Annotated in this window: 13 protein-coding genes; 3 read left to right on the forward strand and 10 right to left on the reverse strand. The window is 73.7% G+C overall.

Annotated elements, in window-relative coordinates:
• A partial coding sequence (locus ONA70_RS27215; protein ID WP_265009337.1) for a DUF1616 domain-containing protein occupies positions 1-1,793 on the forward strand: 1,793 nt, incomplete at its 5' end.
• Positions 1,794-1,861: 68 nt separating this feature from the next.
• Here the strand turns inward: ONA70_RS27215 and ONA70_RS27220 are convergent.
• The 6 genes from ONA70_RS27220 to pseB are packed head-to-tail and all read right to left on the reverse strand — an operon-like array spanning position 1,862 to position 8,452.
• Positions 1,862-2,902 (reverse strand): PseG/SpsG family protein, encoded by a 1,041-nt coding sequence (locus ONA70_RS27220; RefSeq protein WP_265009338.1) that lies wholly within the window; start codon positions 2,900-2,902, stop codon positions 1,862-1,864.
• A complete protein-coding gene (locus tag ONA70_RS27225) occupies positions 2,899-3,630 on the reverse strand; it encodes a glycosyltransferase family protein (protein WP_265009339.1) in 732 nt (243 codons plus the stop codon). Before ONA70_RS27225 ends, ONA70_RS27220 begins: the two co-directional genes overlap by 4 nt.
• Complete coding sequence (locus ONA70_RS27230; protein ID WP_265009340.1) at positions 3,627-5,453, reverse strand: methyltransferase domain-containing protein; 1,827 nt, start codon at positions 5,451-5,453, stop codon at positions 3,627-3,629. Before ONA70_RS27230 ends, ONA70_RS27225 begins: the two co-directional genes overlap by 4 nt.
• Positions 5,443-6,303 (reverse strand): hypothetical protein, encoded by an 861-nt coding sequence (locus ONA70_RS27235; protein WP_265009341.1) that lies wholly within the window; start codon positions 6,301-6,303, stop codon positions 5,443-5,445. Before ONA70_RS27235 ends, ONA70_RS27230 begins: the two co-directional genes overlap by 11 nt.
• Positions 6,304-6,314: 11 nt before the next feature.
• Complete coding sequence (locus tag ONA70_RS27240) at positions 6,315-7,463, reverse strand: DegT/DnrJ/EryC1/StrS family aminotransferase (protein WP_265009349.1); 1,149 nt, start codon at positions 7,461-7,463, stop codon at positions 6,315-6,317.
• Positions 7,464-7,468: 5 nt separating this feature from the next.
• Positions 7,469-8,452, reverse strand: coding sequence for a UDP-N-acetylglucosamine 4,6-dehydratase (inverting) (pseB, locus tag ONA70_RS27245; protein ID WP_265009342.1), 984 nt, complete (start codon positions 8,450-8,452; stop codon positions 7,469-7,471).
• A 245-nt stretch (positions 8,453-8,697) separates the two neighbouring features.
• Here pseB and ONA70_RS27250 point away from each other — a divergent pair, with 245 nt between their 5' ends.
• Positions 8,698-8,940 (forward strand): acyl carrier protein, encoded by a 243-nt coding sequence (locus ONA70_RS27250; protein ID WP_265009343.1) that lies wholly within the window; start codon positions 8,698-8,700, stop codon positions 8,938-8,940.
• A gap of 100 nt (positions 8,941-9,040) precedes the next feature.
• On the opposite strand, the gene pseI is transcribed toward ONA70_RS27250, so the two are convergent.
• The 4 genes from pseI to ONA70_RS27270 form a co-directional block, all read right to left on the reverse strand.
• The gene (gene pseI / locus ONA70_RS27255; RefSeq protein ID WP_265009344.1) at positions 9,041-10,093 is read right to left on the reverse strand and encodes a pseudaminic acid synthase; all 1,053 of its coding nucleotides are present in this window, start codon (positions 10,091-10,093) and stop codon (positions 9,041-9,043) included.
• A complete protein-coding gene (locus tag ONA70_RS27260) occupies positions 10,090-10,593 on the reverse strand; it encodes a GNAT family N-acetyltransferase (protein WP_265009345.1) in 504 nt (167 codons plus the stop codon). Before ONA70_RS27260 ends, pseI begins: the two co-directional genes overlap by 4 nt.
• Positions 10,590-11,699, reverse strand: coding sequence for a glycosyltransferase family 2 protein (locus tag ONA70_RS27265; protein ID WP_265009346.1), 1,110 nt, complete (start codon positions 11,697-11,699; stop codon positions 10,590-10,592). The genes ONA70_RS27260 and ONA70_RS27265 overlap by 4 nt, the downstream gene beginning before the upstream one ends.
• Positions 11,700-11,953: 254 nt before the next feature.
• Positions 11,954-13,279: a polysaccharide pyruvyl transferase family protein gene (locus ONA70_RS27270; RefSeq protein WP_265009347.1), complete on the reverse strand. Its 1,326-nt coding sequence runs from the start codon at positions 13,277-13,279 to the stop codon at positions 11,954-11,956.
• 173 nt (positions 13,280-13,452) lie between these two features.
• Between ONA70_RS27270 and ONA70_RS27275 the strand changes: the two genes are divergently transcribed.
• The coding region (locus ONA70_RS27275) for an acyltransferase family protein (protein ID WP_265009348.1) at positions 13,453-14,519 on the forward strand (1,067 nt) is incomplete at its 3' end.

The raw sequence follows: 14,519 nt of genomic DNA on the forward strand, positions 1-14,519 counted from the left end.
TGCCGCCGCTGGTGCTGGCGCTGACCGCCGGGCTGCTGCGGGGCGGCCGCACCCTGCTCGACCGGCTGGTGCTGGCCACGGCCCTGCTGCTCGGCGTAGTCGCCGCCGCCGGGCTGCTCTTCTCGGCCTGGCCCTGGGGACTGCACCCGGTTCCGGTGGCCGGCACCGCGTGCACCGTCCTGCTCGGCGTCGCCCTGGCCACTGGCCGGCGCCCCCGCTGGCCCTGGCCCGCCGCGTCCGACCTGCCGCCGGTGCTGGCGGCGGTGGCCGCCACGGTCGCGCTCGGCTGGCCGTACCTGCGCGGGGGGGACCTGGCCGGGCGGCTGGCGTACGCGATGATCGGCGAGGACAACAGCCGCCACCTGGCCGCCGTGGAGGGGATCCGGGCGGTCGGCGGCTATCTCTTCACCGACCCGCAGGCGGCGGCGCGGATCGCGCCCGAGGCGATGACCTGGTACCCGCAGGGCTTCCACCTCACCGCCGCGCTGCTGGACACCTTCCTGCGCTCGTCCACCGCCCCGGCCGCCCCGGTGGACGCGCTCGACCACTACCTCGGCTGGGCGCTCTCGGCGTACGCCCTGCTGGTGCTCGCCCTGGTCTGGGCCGCGACCCGGATCGCCGGGCGGCAGCTCGACCTGGCCCGGACCTGGGCCGTCGCCGGTGTGGTGGCCGCGCTCTGCCTGGGCTCCGAGCTGGCCCGGTTCGTGGTGTACGGCTATCCGGGCGAGACCCTCGGCCTGGCGCTGTGCGCGCTGCTGGTGGCGCTGCTCTGCCGGCCGGTCGCCGGCACCGGCACCCAGCTCGTCCTGGTCGGCGCGCTCTGCGTCGGCGTCGGGTTCGCGTACCTGATGTTCCTGCCGGTGGTGGGGCTGCTGGTGCTGGCCTGGCTGGTCCGGCAGCGCCGGGCGGTGCTGCGCCGCCCGTGGCTGCTGGTCGGGGTGGCCCTGGTCGCCGTGCCGCTGACCCCGCTGACCAGCATCGGCGGCCTGCTCAACACCGACCAGATCGACAACGTCGCCACCGGCGGCGCGGTGGAGCCGCGCTACGACGCCCTCCTGGCGCTCACCGCGCTGGTCGCCGCCGGCCTGCTCGCCGGCGGCCTGCGCCTGCCCGCGTGGCGGCGGTACGCCGGCGCGCTCGGCACCGCCCTGCTCTTCGTGCTCGGCGTCCGGATCTGGTTCCACGTGCTCGGCACCGCACCGCGCTACTACTACGGCAAGACCCTGCACCTGCTGCTGATGCTGCTGCTGGTCGGCGTTGGCGCGCTGGCCCTGCTGCTGCCCCCGCCGTGGACAACGGCCGGCCGGCGGCCGGGGCCGGTCGCCCGCCTCCTGGTGGCGGCGGCCGTGGTCGTCGCCGCGGTCGGGGTGGCCGGCCTGCCCCGGGGCACCGGCATCTTCGCCCAGCCGTTCGGCAACCGCAGCACCACCTGGGCCTCGGCCTGGTGGTCGGGGCGGCTGGCCCGCCCCGGGCCGGCGGACCTGACCGTCCGGGCGCTCGCCCAGGCGCCGGTCGAGCCCGGCACGGTGACCGTGGTGGCCAGCGGGAAGCGGCGCGAGGGCTACCTGTGCAGCCTTTTCGTCGCCACCCTTCAGGGCGCCGCCGGGGCGTCCGGGCCCGCCTACTACAACCTGCCGCTGGCCGAGCCGGCCCGCTCGGCGGCGGTGGTGGCGGCGGTGCCCGGCCGGATCCACTTCCTCGCCGTGGACGACGACGCGGAGGCCGCGGTACGGCAACTGCTCACCGACCGGCCGGAGCTGACCGGCCGGGTCCGCCTGGACCGCCTCCGCTGATCCGCGCCGGTGCTTGGTGTAAGGAGGGGCCCCTTGTTAACAGACGTCTGTTAACAAGGGGCCCCTCCTTACATGAGCAGGGCGAGCACCGCCTCGACGACGCGGGCGCGGCCCTGGCCGTCCACCGTGGACCAGGCCCGGGCGGAGAGGGCGGCCCGCCGGTCGGCGGAGGTGAGCAGCTCGCGCAGGGCCCGCACCGCGACGGCGCGCGCGCCGTGGCCGTCCGGCCCGGCGGCGACCAGCGTGGGCAGCCCGCCGAGCCCGGCCGCGACCCCTTCCCGGATCACCCGGTGGTACGACTCGCGCTGGTTGTCCACCACGCAGACCAGCGCCGACGGGGCGCCGAGACAGCAGAGTTCCCAGGTGGACGTGCCGGCGGCGGAGATGACCAGGTCCGCTGCGGCGATCAGTTCGGGCAGCGTGTCGGTGGGCGGCACCAGCCGCAGGGTCTGCCCCCGGGCGGGGCGTAGCGCCGCCAGGTCCGCCTCCAGCGACTCCCGGGCGACCACCACGGTCAGCTCCATCGGCTGCCCGGTGGCGAGCAGCAGGCGGGTCAGCGGCGGGGCGGCGCCGAACGCGTCGGTGCCGCCGAAGAAGGCGAGCACCCGGGGCCGGGCGACCGGAGTCGGCGGGCGGGGCGCCGCCGGCCGCCGGGTCAACACCTCCCGGCGGAGCAGGGCGTACCCGGTGCCGGCGAGCAGCCGGTCGGCCGGCGCGACGGTGTCGGCACCGAGGTTCTGGTCCAGGTACAGGTCGGCGTCCTGGCCACGGGTGTCGCCGTCCACCACGGCGAGGGTGCGGATCCCGGCCGCCCGCAGCGCCCCCGCGCACGTCGGGTCCAGCTCGTACGAGTCGAGGACCAGCACGTCCAACTGGTGCTCGCGGGCCACCGCGACCAGCCCGGCCGGGGTGTCCGGGCCGGGGTGGTGGGGGATGCCCCGGGCAGCGAGCTGCCGGGCCGCCCAGTCCACGCCGTCCACGCTGCCGAGCAGCTCGACGTGGGCGCCCCGGGCGAGGAACTCCTCGCCGAGGGCGAGGCAGCGGACCAGGTGGCCGACCCCGCGGCGCGGTCCCGCGTCGCAGCGCAGCCCGACGCGGATCCCGGTCACGACTCCTCCAGCCGCTTCTGCCGGACCCCGGCGTTCAACGCGCGCAGCGCCGGCTGGCCGTCCAGCCAGTCGGCGAGCTTCGCCAGCGGCACGCTGACGTCGCCGAAGTGGTCGATCACCGCCCGCACCAGCGTCCAGTCCTGCTCGGTGTCCAGGGTGAGCCGCAGGTCGGAGCGGTCCGGGGTGAGGGTCACCCCGAGCACCCGGAACAGTTCCGGGTGGGTGTAGGCGTACGAGGTGACGTGCACCCGGTGGTGGTCGGTGGCGAGCCGGTGCAGGGTGCGCAGCGCCGCCGCGTCGATGATCTCCACGTCCACCCCCCGGGGCAGGGTACGGGCGATCGACGTGCTCACGTAGTCGAGCGCCGGGACCGCCCGGTAGACGTCGGCGACCAGCCGGACGATCTCGGGGTCGAGCAGCGGGCAGTCGGCGGTGAACCGGGCCACCGCGTCCCCGGGGTGGGCGTCGAGCGCGCCGACGAAGCGGTCCAGCACGTCGTCGACCGGCCCGCGGTGGCAGGGCACGTCGAGGCGGGCGCACTCGGCGACCACCGCGTCGTCGACCGGCTCGGTGCTGGTGGCCACCACGAGGTCGGCGAGGACGCCGCTCTCCCGGGCGGCGCGGACCACCCGGCCGAGGACGGTCCGGCCGGCCAGCGGCCGCAGCACCTTGCCGGGCAGCCGGGAGGAGCCCATCCGGGCCTGGACGATGCCGACGATGCGGGTCACTGCTGCTCCTCCCGGACGACCCGGCGGCGCAGGGCCGCGCGCAGCCGTCGCTTCGCCGAGCGGGCGGCCCGCTTGGCCCACCGGGCCGGGGTGATGACCAGCCGGCCCACCCGGAAGCTGACCGAGCCGTTGAGCAGGTTGATCATGGCGTCGGCCCGGCGCAGCGCGCGCTCCCGGCTGGTGAGCAGGTCCTCCGTCCAGCCCAGCACCGCGCGTACCCGGGTCAGCTCCTCACGTTGGCGCAGCCATGCCTCGCGTAGCTGCTGGTAGCTCTCCGGGCCGGGCGGCGGCGACGTGGGGTCCAGCGCGCCCAGCTCGTCGGCGAGCTTCAGCCGGCCCTTCGCGTCCAGGCCGCGCAGCGCGGCCACGACGGCCGCCTCGGTCTCCACCGCCGCGGCCACCGTGGTCCGGTCCAGCTCCCGGCCGGCCATCCCGCCGAGGACGACGGTGAGCCCGGCCAGGTCGAGGGTGGAGGACCACGGGTGGGCGTATCCGCCGGTCAGCAGGACGGTGGCGAAGCGCCAGAGCGTACGCGCCAGCGCCACGTCCACGGCGAGCGGCGCCGTGGCCTGCCAGCTCGGGTCGAGGACGCCGAACTCGTCGCCGGACACCACCACGTTGTCCGCCCCGGCCAGGGCCGGGGCGCCGGAGATCTTGCCGTCGAGGGCGTACGTGTCGAGCCAGCGGGCGTACCCGGTCAGCAGCGTGCGCAGCGTGTCCAGGTCCCGGCGCAGGCAGGCGTCCAGCAGCAGGGTGCGCAGCAGCCGGCCGGTCGGCACCGGCCCGGTCAGCGCGCCCGCGTCCCGGTGGGCGGCGGTACGGCTGGCGTACGGCCCGGCGGTCGGCTCGGCCCGCGCCGGCGGGTCGGTGACCCGCCAGTGCCAGCCGTGCGCGGCGGCCACGACCTCGATCACCCCGACCCGGGGCGGCCCGCTCTGCGCCAGCACCACCGGCAGGTCGGCCCGGTCCGCACCGGGGACGGCGTCCCGCCGGGCGAGCACCACCCAGGCCGGCGCCAGCGCGCTGCCCAGTCCGGCGTGCAGGGCGTCGACCGCGAGCCGGGCCGGGTCCTGCAGCACGCACCGGTCGGCGTACCCGCCGGAGCAGGCGCCGTGCAGCACGGCGTCGAGCAGCCCGGCGGACGCCCCCCGGTCGAGTTCCCCGGTGGCCACCAGCGCGGTCACGGCCGCCGGGTGCGGGTACCCGGCGAAGCAGGCGTCCGGGGTGAGCCCGGCGTCGGTGAGCCGGCCGCGCAGCTGGTCGAGGTTGGCCGGGTGGCCGGCGTCCAGCACGCCGTCGATGGTCCACGCGGCGTCGTCACGGTCGGCGTACCAGGGGGAGACGTCCACGATCCGGTGCAGGCCCACCGGGTTGTCCTGGCGCAGCAGCAGGGTGCCGCCCGGACGCAGCGCGCCGATCAGGGTGGTCAGCACCCCGTCCCAGCCGAGCCGGGTCCCCTCGACCGACTCCACCGGGTCCAGCCCCGAACCGGCGATCACCACGTCGTACGTCTCGCCGGCCGGCAGCCCCGCCGGCCCGCCGACGATCACCCGGACCGCACGGTCGCCGGCGAGGTTTGCCAGCGCCACCCCGTCCCGGTGGCTGCGGAGCAGGCAGGTGACCTCGGCGTGCGCCAGCCGGTCGAGGAAGGCGGGCTCGTGCGGCCCGGCCAGCAGCACCCGGGCGCCGGCCGGCACCACGCGGGCGGCGAGCGCGGCGAGCGGCCCGCCGCCGGCCGGCCCGTCGGTACGCAGGTCGGACCAGGCCAGCATCTCGCCGCCCGGCAGGTCGATTCGCCGGGCCTGGGCAGTGTCAGTCGTCAACGTCGTTCTCCTGGAGGTGCGCCCAGCCGAGCAACTCGCGCAGCTCAGCGGGGGCGCAGCGGTGGTCGGTGCCCAGTTCGGCGCGGGCGATCTCGACGGCGGTGGGCAGGTCCACCGACTCGCCGTGCAGTTCGGGCCACTGGCGGCGGATGCGGGCGGTGCCGCCGAAGGTCGGGTCCTCGTCGGCGAGCACCATCGGGTCGCCGTAGACGGCCGGCTCGCAGCCGGCGGCGATGCCGTAGAAGATGGCGCTGGTCAGCCGGTTGGAGGCGACCCGCTTGTGCCGGCGCAGCTCGGTGAGCTGCTTGTCGAGGAAGAGCGGGTCGGTGTCCCGCCACCAGTGCCCGCGGTAGCCGTGGCAGATGACCCGGAACCCGGCGCGCTCGTAGAGCCGGCGCACCCGGCGCATGCCGTACTCGTGCCAGTAGAGGCAGACCGTCACCGGGCCGGGCTCGGTGTCCCGGATCCGGGCGATCAGCTCCCGGTGGTCACCCTTGACGTGCTGCCCCTCCCAGCCGTGGAACGGGTACCAGATGGTGCCCTCCCGCTCCACCGGCTCGGTCTCCTCCGGCGGCGGCGGGTCCTCGGGACGCAGCGCCAGCAGGTAGGTGAACGGCGCCCCGATGACCACCACGTTGCGCCGCCCCACCGCCCAGGCCCGGCGGCGGGTCTGTTCGGACCAGAGCAGGCTCGGCGTCCGCTCGGCGTACGGGTGGCCGGGCGCCAGCCCGTCGCCGATGTTCCAGCCGTGCTGGACGTAGCCGTTGATCCGGGGCGGGTGCCGGTCGCCGAGCCCGCAGTAGCGGGCCAGCACGTGGGCGTGGCCGTAGAAGTGGTTGGCGTGATGCATCGGTTTCCGTCTCAGGCCGCGCTGGCCGCCGGCGCGCCCCGGAGCGCGGCGGCGAGGGCGTCGACGACCCGTTCCTGGTCGGTGTCGCTCAGCCCCGGGTACAGCGGCAGGGAGAGTTGCTGCTCGTAGAACGATTCGGCGACCGGGCAGGATCCGCGCCGGTAGCCGAGGTCGGCGAAGGCGGGGTGCCAGTGCACCGGGATGTAGTTGACCTGCACGCCGATGCCGGCGGCCCGCATCCGGTCGTAGACCTCGCGGCGCCGGCCGTCGAGCACCCGGATCGGGTAGAGGTGCCAGGCCGGCCGGGCCCAGGAGCGGCGGGCCGGGAGCAGCACCCCGGGCAACTCGGCGAGGGCCTCGTCGTACCGGCGGACCAGGCGTTCCCGGGCGGCGAGGAAGTCGCCGAGCCGGCGCAGCTGGCTGCGGCCGAGCGCGCAGAGTACGTCGGGCAGCCGGTAGTTGAGCCCGAACTCGTGCACCTCCTGGTGCCAGCCGCCCTCGTCCGGCCAGCGCTGCTCGGCCCGGTCGCGGACCAGGCCGATGTTGCGGAACCGGCGGGCCCGCTCCAGCACCGCGGGGTCGGTGGCCGCGACGGCCCCGCCCTCGGCGGTCGTCAGGTTCTTCGTCGGGAAGAACGAGAACGTGGTCAGATCGGCCAGCGAGCCGACCGGCCGGCCGTGATAGGTGGCGCCGATGGAGTGGGCGGCGTCGGCGAGCAGCAGCGCGTCGCTGCCCGCGAGGGACCGCCGCAAAGCGTCGTAGTCGGCCGGGTGGCCGGCGTAGTCCACCGCGGACACCACCCGGGTCCGCGAGGTGACCGCGGCGGCGGCCGCCGCCGGGTCGAGGGTGAACGTCTCCTCCTCGACGTCGGCGAAGACCACCTTCGCGCCGAGCGCCACCGCGCTGCTGGCAGTGGCCACGAACGTCATCGGCGGAACGACCACCTCGTCGCCGGGGCCGACTCCGGCGGCCGCGTACGCGGTGTGCAGCGCCGCGGTGCCGTTGGACACCACCGCGCAGCCGACGCCACCGGTCCAGCCGGCGAGGTCCTCCTCGAACCCCTGCACCTGCGGGCCGGTGGTGAGCCAGTCACCGCGCAGCACCTCAGCGACCGCGGCGACGTCGTCCTCGACGATGGACTGACGGCCGTACGGGAGCATCGCCGTCACGAGGTGATCCCCAGCATCTCCCGCAGCTGCTCCGGGCTCAGCCACTGGTCGTTGCTGTCCGACTGGTACGCGAACCCGTCCGGCACCGGCTCACAGCCGGCCGGCGGCTGGTAACCCCAGGTGGCGATGGTCGGCTGGACGATGAACCGGTCGGCCGCGCGCAGCGTCCGGCGGCTGTCGTCCGGCGCGATCATCTCCTCGTGCAGCTTCTCGCCCGGGCGGATGCCCACCTCGTGCGTGGTGGCGTCCGGAGCGACCGCCTCGACCAGGTCGAGGATGCGCATGCTGGGGATCCGCGGGACGAACAGCTCGCCGCCCTGCATCTGGTCGAACGAGTCCAGGACGAACCGGACGGCCTGCTCCAGCGTGATCCAGAACCGGGTCATCCGCTTGTCGGTGATCGGCAGGCTCTTGCCCTCGGCGGCGAGCCGGCGGAACAGCGGCACCACCGAGCCGCGGCTGCCCATCACGTTGCCGTAGCGGACCACGGCGAACCGGGTCGGGTGGTGCGCGGCGTAGTGGTTGGCCGACACGAAGAGCTTGTCGCCGACCAGCTTGGTGGCGCCGTACAGGTTGATCGGGCTGGACGCCTTGTCGGTGGAGAGGGCGATGACCTTCTGCACCCCGGCCTCGATGGCCGCGTCGACGACGTGCTGCGACCCGGTGATGTTGGTGGCGATGAACTCCGAGGGGTTGTACTCGGCGGTGTCGACCTGCTTCAGCGCGGCGGCGTGCACCACGTGGTCGACGCCGTGCATCGCCCGGGTCAGCCGGTGCCGGTCGCGGATGTCGCCGATGAACCAGCGCAGCCGCGGGTCATCGCCCAGTTCCTGGCGCAGCTCGTACTGCTTGAGCTCGTCCCGGGAGAACACCACCACCCGGGCCGGCGCGGCCTCGGCGAGGACGTGTCGGAGGAAGGTCTTCCCGAAGGAACCCGTCCCGCCGGTGATCAGAATGGATGAACCATTCAACGCGCTCAATTGGTGCTCCGTTCCTGATTGTGCGGCTACCACGCCGGGTGGGCCTCGTGGATCGGATGGCACGCTAGGTGCGCCGGGTTAACATCTCCACGCCCGATGATGAACTCCGGTGACTGGCCGAATGAATGCCGCCCGCCCCGCGAGCGAACACTTTTCCGCAGCTCATCGTCGCGATTAGCGCTACATTTCGTCGGCTACACTCGGCCGTCGGCCCGGCCGTTCAGCCGGTGAGCGAGGAGAATCCAGTGGAACTTGAACAGCTCAGGAACGTCTTCCGTAACGCCCTGGAATTGCCAGATGAATTTCCGGTGGACGAACTGGAGTATCGCGGTAACGAGAAGTGGGACTCGCTCGCGCACATGTCGCTGGTCGCCGCGATCGAGGACGAGTTCGGGGTCATGCTGGACACCGACGAGGTGATCGACCTCAGCTCCTTCGACCGTGCCCGGCAGATCCTGGAGAAGCACGAGGTCGTCCTCACCGACTGAACTGCCGGCCGCGCTGGTGACCGTGAACAACTGACGGTCCCGGCCCGACGACGAGGGCCCGGGGAGGCGGTTCGCCTACCCCGGGCCCTCGTTCCGTCGGTCAGATCTGGTCCCAGGCCAGCGGGGTGCCGCGGGGCACGTCGCGGGTGAAGGTCCGGCCGAGCACCCGGTCCAGCTCGTCCGGGTGCAGGCCGCCGGCCGGCCGGATGGACCGGACGTTCGCGCTGGTCACCGGCTCACCGGCACGGACGTCGGCGACCACGTGCAGCGAGCGGCGGAAGCGCAGGCCCTCCCGCTCGGTGGGGGTGGGGCCGACCACCGCGCTGCCCAGCGCCGCCCAGGCCCGCTCGGTCTCCGCCCGCAGCGCGGCCAGCTCCGCCGGCTCCAGGGAGAAGTCCGAGTCGACGCCCCCGTCGGCCCGGGCCAGGGTGACGTGCTTCTCGATCAGGCAGGCGCCGAGCGCCACCGAGGCCACCGGCACGCCGATGCCCGGCGTGTGGTCGGAGAGTCCGACCGGCAGGCCGAAGACGTCGGCCAGCACCGGCACCCGGCGCAGGTTGCTGTCCTGTGGCGGGGCCGGGTAGGAGGCGGTGCAGGCGAGCAGCACCACGCCGTCGGCGCCGCCCTCGCGAGCCGCCCGGACGGCGGCGTCGATCTCGGCCATGGTGGCCATGCCGGTGGAGATCACCATCGGCTTGCCGGTGCTCGCCACCAGCCGGATCAGCGGCAGGTCCACCAGCTCCGACGAGGCGATCTTGTACGCCGGCGCGCCCAGCTCCTCCAGCAGCTCCACCGCGGTGTGGTCGAACGGCGAGGAGAAGACCGTCAGCCCGTGCCGGCGGGCCCGCTCGAAGATCGGCCCGTGCCACTCGTACGGCGTGTGCGCGCGCTGGAAGAGCTGGTAGAGGTTCTCCCCGCCCCACAGGTCGTGGCCGTCGGAGATGCGGAAGGCCGGGCCGTCGTGGTCGATGGTGATCGTGTCCGGGGTGTACGTCTGCAGCTTGAGCGCCTGCGCGCCGCTCCCCGCCACCGCGTCCACGATCCGCAGCGCCCGGTCGAGGCTGCCGTTGTGGTTGCCGGACATCTCGGCGACCACGAGCGGCGGCTCGCCGGGGCCCACCAGGTGCGGCCCGATCTTCACTGTGCTGGTCATGTTCCCCTGCTCAATTCCGTCCACACCACCTGGTGCGGCGTACCGTCGATCTCCCGCTCGTAACGGCGGACGATCCGGAAACCGAAGCGCCGGTGCAGGGCCAGCACCGGCGTGTTGTCGGCGAGGGTCTCCCCGCCGAGGGTCCGGGCCCCGAGCAGGTCGAAGGCGTGCCTGATCGCCGCCCGCTGCAGCCCCATCCAGGCCGGCAGCAGCTCGCCGCGCTCCTCGAGGCCGTCGATGTCGAGATAGAAGCCCCAGGTCAGAGCCTTCTCCGCCGACGTCAGCCCGGTGAAGGTCACCACGCCGGTCGGGCGCCCGTCGTGCAGATGGACGAGCACCTGCCGGTCCGGGTCCGCGCGGACCGCCTCCCACCAGGCGAGGTGTTCCTCCGGCCCGATCTCGTGCTGGGTCAGGCTCACCCCGCGTACCTGGGGGTGGTTGCGCCAGCGGCGCATCCGGTCGAGGTCGCCGGTTCCGGCCGGGCGCAGCGTCGCGGTCACTGCCGCGCCGCCAGCGCGCCGGGCTGCTCGGCGGCCGCCGTCACCGGTTCGGTCGACGCGGCCGTGGCGGGCGCCGGTCGGGCCGGGCGCAGCCGCCCGGCGAACCGGTGCGCGGCCCGCAGCGCCGAGTACGCCAGGTAGCTGTCCGCCGCGACGAGGCGGTGCTTGAGGCCAGCCACCCCGCCGGGGCGCGGGTAGCCGCCGGCCGGCCGGTAGCGCCGGTAGTGCCCGGCCACCCGCCGGAAGAACGGTCGGCGCAGCTCCGCCGGCATCCGGTGGTCGTTGCCGACCACCACCAGCAGGTGGCTGACCATCAGCCCGAACAGCTCGGCCCGCAGCCCGGCGTCGTCCGGCCGGGCCTCCGACAGCCAGCCGAAGAGCCGGTCGTACTGGTCGAACGCATCGAAGTGCCGGTCGCTGCGGGTGGACGTGATCGCACCCGGGCGGCCCTGGCGGTAGCGGTAGCAGATCCGGTCGAGCACCGCGATCCGCTCCGCCGCGATCAGCAGCGGGTGGCTGAACGGGATGTCCTCGTACCAGCCGGGGAAGAAGCGCAGGCCCAGCTCGGTCAGGAAGGCCCGGCGGACCACCTTGTTCCAGGCGGTGTGCTGGACCCGGAGCAGTTGGGGCCGCTCGGCCAGCCGGGCGCAACCGTCGACCCCGCGCAGCAGCGGGCTGCTGGCGTCGGGCTCCAGCCGGCCGTCGTGGTGCACCCGGAGGTGGTCCAGCAGCAGCACGTCCGGCTGGTCCGCGCGCAGCCGGGCCAGCACCGCCGGCACCGAGCCCGGGGGGAGCCAGTCGTCGCTGTCCACGAACCAGACGTACCGGCCGGTCGCCTCGTCCAGCCCGGCGTTGCGGGCCAGGCCGAGACCCACGTTGCTGGGCAGCGTCACGATGCGCATCGTCGGCCGGCCGGCGGCGTACGCCCGGAGCAGCTCACCGCAGCGGTCGGGCGAGGCGTCGTCGACGGCGACCAGTTCGACGTCGGCCGCGTCGGCCGGGTCCAGGCCGCCGAGGATCGAGTCGAGGCACTGGTGCAGGTGAGCCTCCACGCCGTGCACGGGCACGACGACGCTCAGCAGTGGGTGTCGAGTCTCGGTGACCACCCGCACACGATCGAGGGTCTGGGTGGACAGGCTCGAAACCTGACGTTGCCCCCGGAGGTGCGCTCGCTGAACAGCCTCCCAGCAGCGGGTTAAGAGGCTGTCGGGAAACCCCACGGCGGCTGCGGCGGGCCCAGCCGACGCCCGGCGGCGTTGGAGGTTGGTCCGGATACAACACCGGTATCCGGACCAACCTCCGCCTTGCCGGATCGCCGGCTGGGCTCCGCCTCGCTCGCCCCGGGGTTTCCCGACAGCCTCTAACGGCCGAGCAACCGGCGTACCCGGTCGTTCACCGCCTCCTTGACCCGGGTGTGCAGGCGGGTGCCGCGCAGCGCGGCCACCTCCCGCTGGGCCTCGGTGTGCTGGTCCCGCAGCCACTGCAGGCGAGTCTGCAGCTCGTCCCAGCCGAGGGTGTGCAGCGGCCGGACCGCCGGCGGGAAGGTGGTCTCCTGGACCTGCCGGTCGAAGCGGGCCGCGCTGTCCCCGTCGGCGAACGCGTTGCCCAGGTCGTGCCGGTCCAGGTAGCGGATCATCGCCGCGAAGCGGGTCTTGTGCCCGTCGTTGAGCGAGGTGTAGTCGGCCTCCGCGTAGAGGTCGACGGCGTCGACGTCGGCCGGCACGTCCCCCATGATCCGGTGCGGGATCCCGAAGTAGCGGGCCAGCTCCAGGGTGCGGGAGTCGTGGGCGAAGAGGTAGCCGGGGGTGCCGGCGAGCAGCGCGGTGATGGTGCCGTGGATCCGGGTGCCGAAGGCGAAGTCGAAGCCGGAGAGGTAGTCCATCCAGGTCCACGGGTCGACGAACATCCGCACCTTGTCCTCGAGGAACAGCGGATGGGTGCTGTGTACCGGCATCGCGCTGCTCTTGCCCCGGTGCTCCAGGGCGTCCCCGTAGAGCAACGTGCCCAGGGTGCGCAGGTCCTGCGGGAGGTAGCGCAGGTTCGGGTAGCGCTCGTGGTGGCTGGTGACGACCTTGGCCATCGACTTCACGTACGGGGAGATGGTCAGGGCGACCCGGTCCTGGCGGTCCAGCGCGGCCTTGCCCTTCTCGATCCGCAGGGTGTCGCCGTGCAGGAACATCGACGGGCACCCGATCTGCTCGACCGCCGAGAAGCCGAGCGTGCGCAGATAGTCCTCGGTGACCTCGCCGCGTACGCCGATGCTGTGCGAGCGGTCGAGCACCGCCCGGCAGAACGCCTTCACCGCGTCGTCGATCGGGCGCAGGTACTCCCGGTCGCCGTGCACGTTGGTCTGCGCGCCGACGCCGAGCACCACCACCGGGATCTTCAGCTTCTCGATCATCCGGGTCATCGACTGGAGTCGGTCGAGGTAGCTGCGCCGGAACGCGTTGGCCAGCGGCACCACGAAGACGTCGTACCGCTCGTTGATCTCCCGTGGGTCGTACGAGCCGGCCCGGAACTCGGTCGGGGTGATCTCCGCGGTCGAGGTGGCGAGCAGCTTGTGGGCGGCGTGGCCGAAGACCAGGTTCCCGTTGTTGTCGCCGATCCAGTTCCGTTCGAAGGTCTCCTCGGGGCTGACCACCTCGAACGGGCCCTTCCGGGCACGCAGCAGGATCCGCTGGTGCATGCGGTGTCCACCTCTCATCCTGGGCACCGTCCGAGCGGCCGGCGGACCGCCCCCCGTGTCGCGCTGGAACGTGAGAAAAACGCAAGAAACAGGGATCGTAATGCCTCGACGTCCCACTCGGGTCCTCCGAGTGGGCAGGATCCCGGCGCACGCATCCGGGTAGGGTCCCCGGGATGAGCGCTGCCCCGATCCCGGCCCGCCCGGCCCGGCTGCCCTCCCTGACCGGGCTGCGCTGGATCGCCGCGCTGTTGGTCTTCGGCTTCCACGTCGGCACCATGCGGATCGTCGCCGAGCCCGACTACCAGGCCGTTGTCGGCAAGGTGTTCAGCCTCGGCCTGTCCGGAGTGGAGTTCTTCTTCATCCTCAGTGGATTCGTGCTGGTCTGGTCGTACCGGGACGGCGAGCCGCGGCACACCTTCCTGCGTCGCCGGCTGGCCAAGATCTACCCGAACCACCTGGTGACGTTCGGGGCGGCACTGGCCGTCGCGTACTGGTTCGCCGACCCGGTCCCGCCGTGGGCCGCGCTCGGCAACCTTTTCCTGGTGCAGGCCTGGATCCCCCTCGGCGACTACTTCTACAGCGTCAACAACGTGAGCTGGTCGCTCTCCTGCGAGCTGGCCTTCTATCTCTGCCTGCCGTTCGTGCTGCCCCACCTGCGCCGGGCCCGGACCGGCCTGCTGTGGGTGGTGGTGGTCGCGGCGCCCCTGCTCATCCTTGCGCTGTGGCCCGGCCAGCTGCTGGTGCCCGAGGAGAGTCGGTGGTGGTTCACCCAGATCTTCCCGGTGGCCCGGTCGCTGGAGTTCTGGATGGGCGTGGCCGCCGCCGAGCTGCTGCGCCGGGGCCGCTGGCGGGGGCCGAACCTGACCGTGGCCGGGCTGCTCTTCGTGGCCACCTGGCTGGTCGCCGCCGAGTGGATCCGCGCCGAGTTCTGGGCGGCGCTGCTCGCCGTCGCGTACCTCCTGGTCATCACCGCCGCCGCGGACGCGGACGTGCGCGGCCGGCCGACGCCCTGGCGGTCCCGTCCGATGGTCTGGCTCGGCGAGGTCTCGTTCGCCTTCTACCTGGTGCATGTCCTGGTGATGACCACCGTGCTGCGGCTCGGCGGGGTCTGGGGGGAGGGGCTGCCCGGCTGGTGGGGACCGCTGTTCGCGCTCGGGTTCCTGGTGGTCAACCTGCTGCTCGCCGCCGCCCTGCACCGCTGGGTGGAGATGCCGATGATGCGCCGGCTGAGCCGGCGAGT

The sequence above is a fragment of the Micromonospora yasonensis genome (assembly GCF_026013475.1).
Taxonomy (GTDB): Bacteria; Actinomycetota; Actinomycetes; order Mycobacteriales; family Micromonosporaceae; genus Micromonospora; species Micromonospora yasonensis.

What these genes read in the sequence shown, in the direction of transcription:
- ONA70_RS27235 (WP_265009341.1), bottom strand. Translation starts at nt 6,303, where the DNA reads ATGCATCACGCCAACCACTTCTACGGCCACGCCCACGTGCTGGCCCGC.
- ONA70_RS27240 (WP_265009349.1), bottom strand. Translation starts at nt 7,463, where the DNA reads ATGCTCCCGTACGGCCGTCAGTCCATCGTCGAGGACGACGTCGCCGCG.
- pseI (WP_265009344.1), bottom strand. Translation starts at nt 10,093, where the DNA reads ATGACCAGCACAGTGAAGATCGGGCCGCACCTGGTGGGCCCCGGCGAG.
- ONA70_RS27270 (WP_265009347.1), bottom strand. Translation starts at nt 13,279, where the DNA reads ATGCACCAGCGGATCCTGCTGCGTGCCCGGAAGGGCCCGTTCGAGGTG.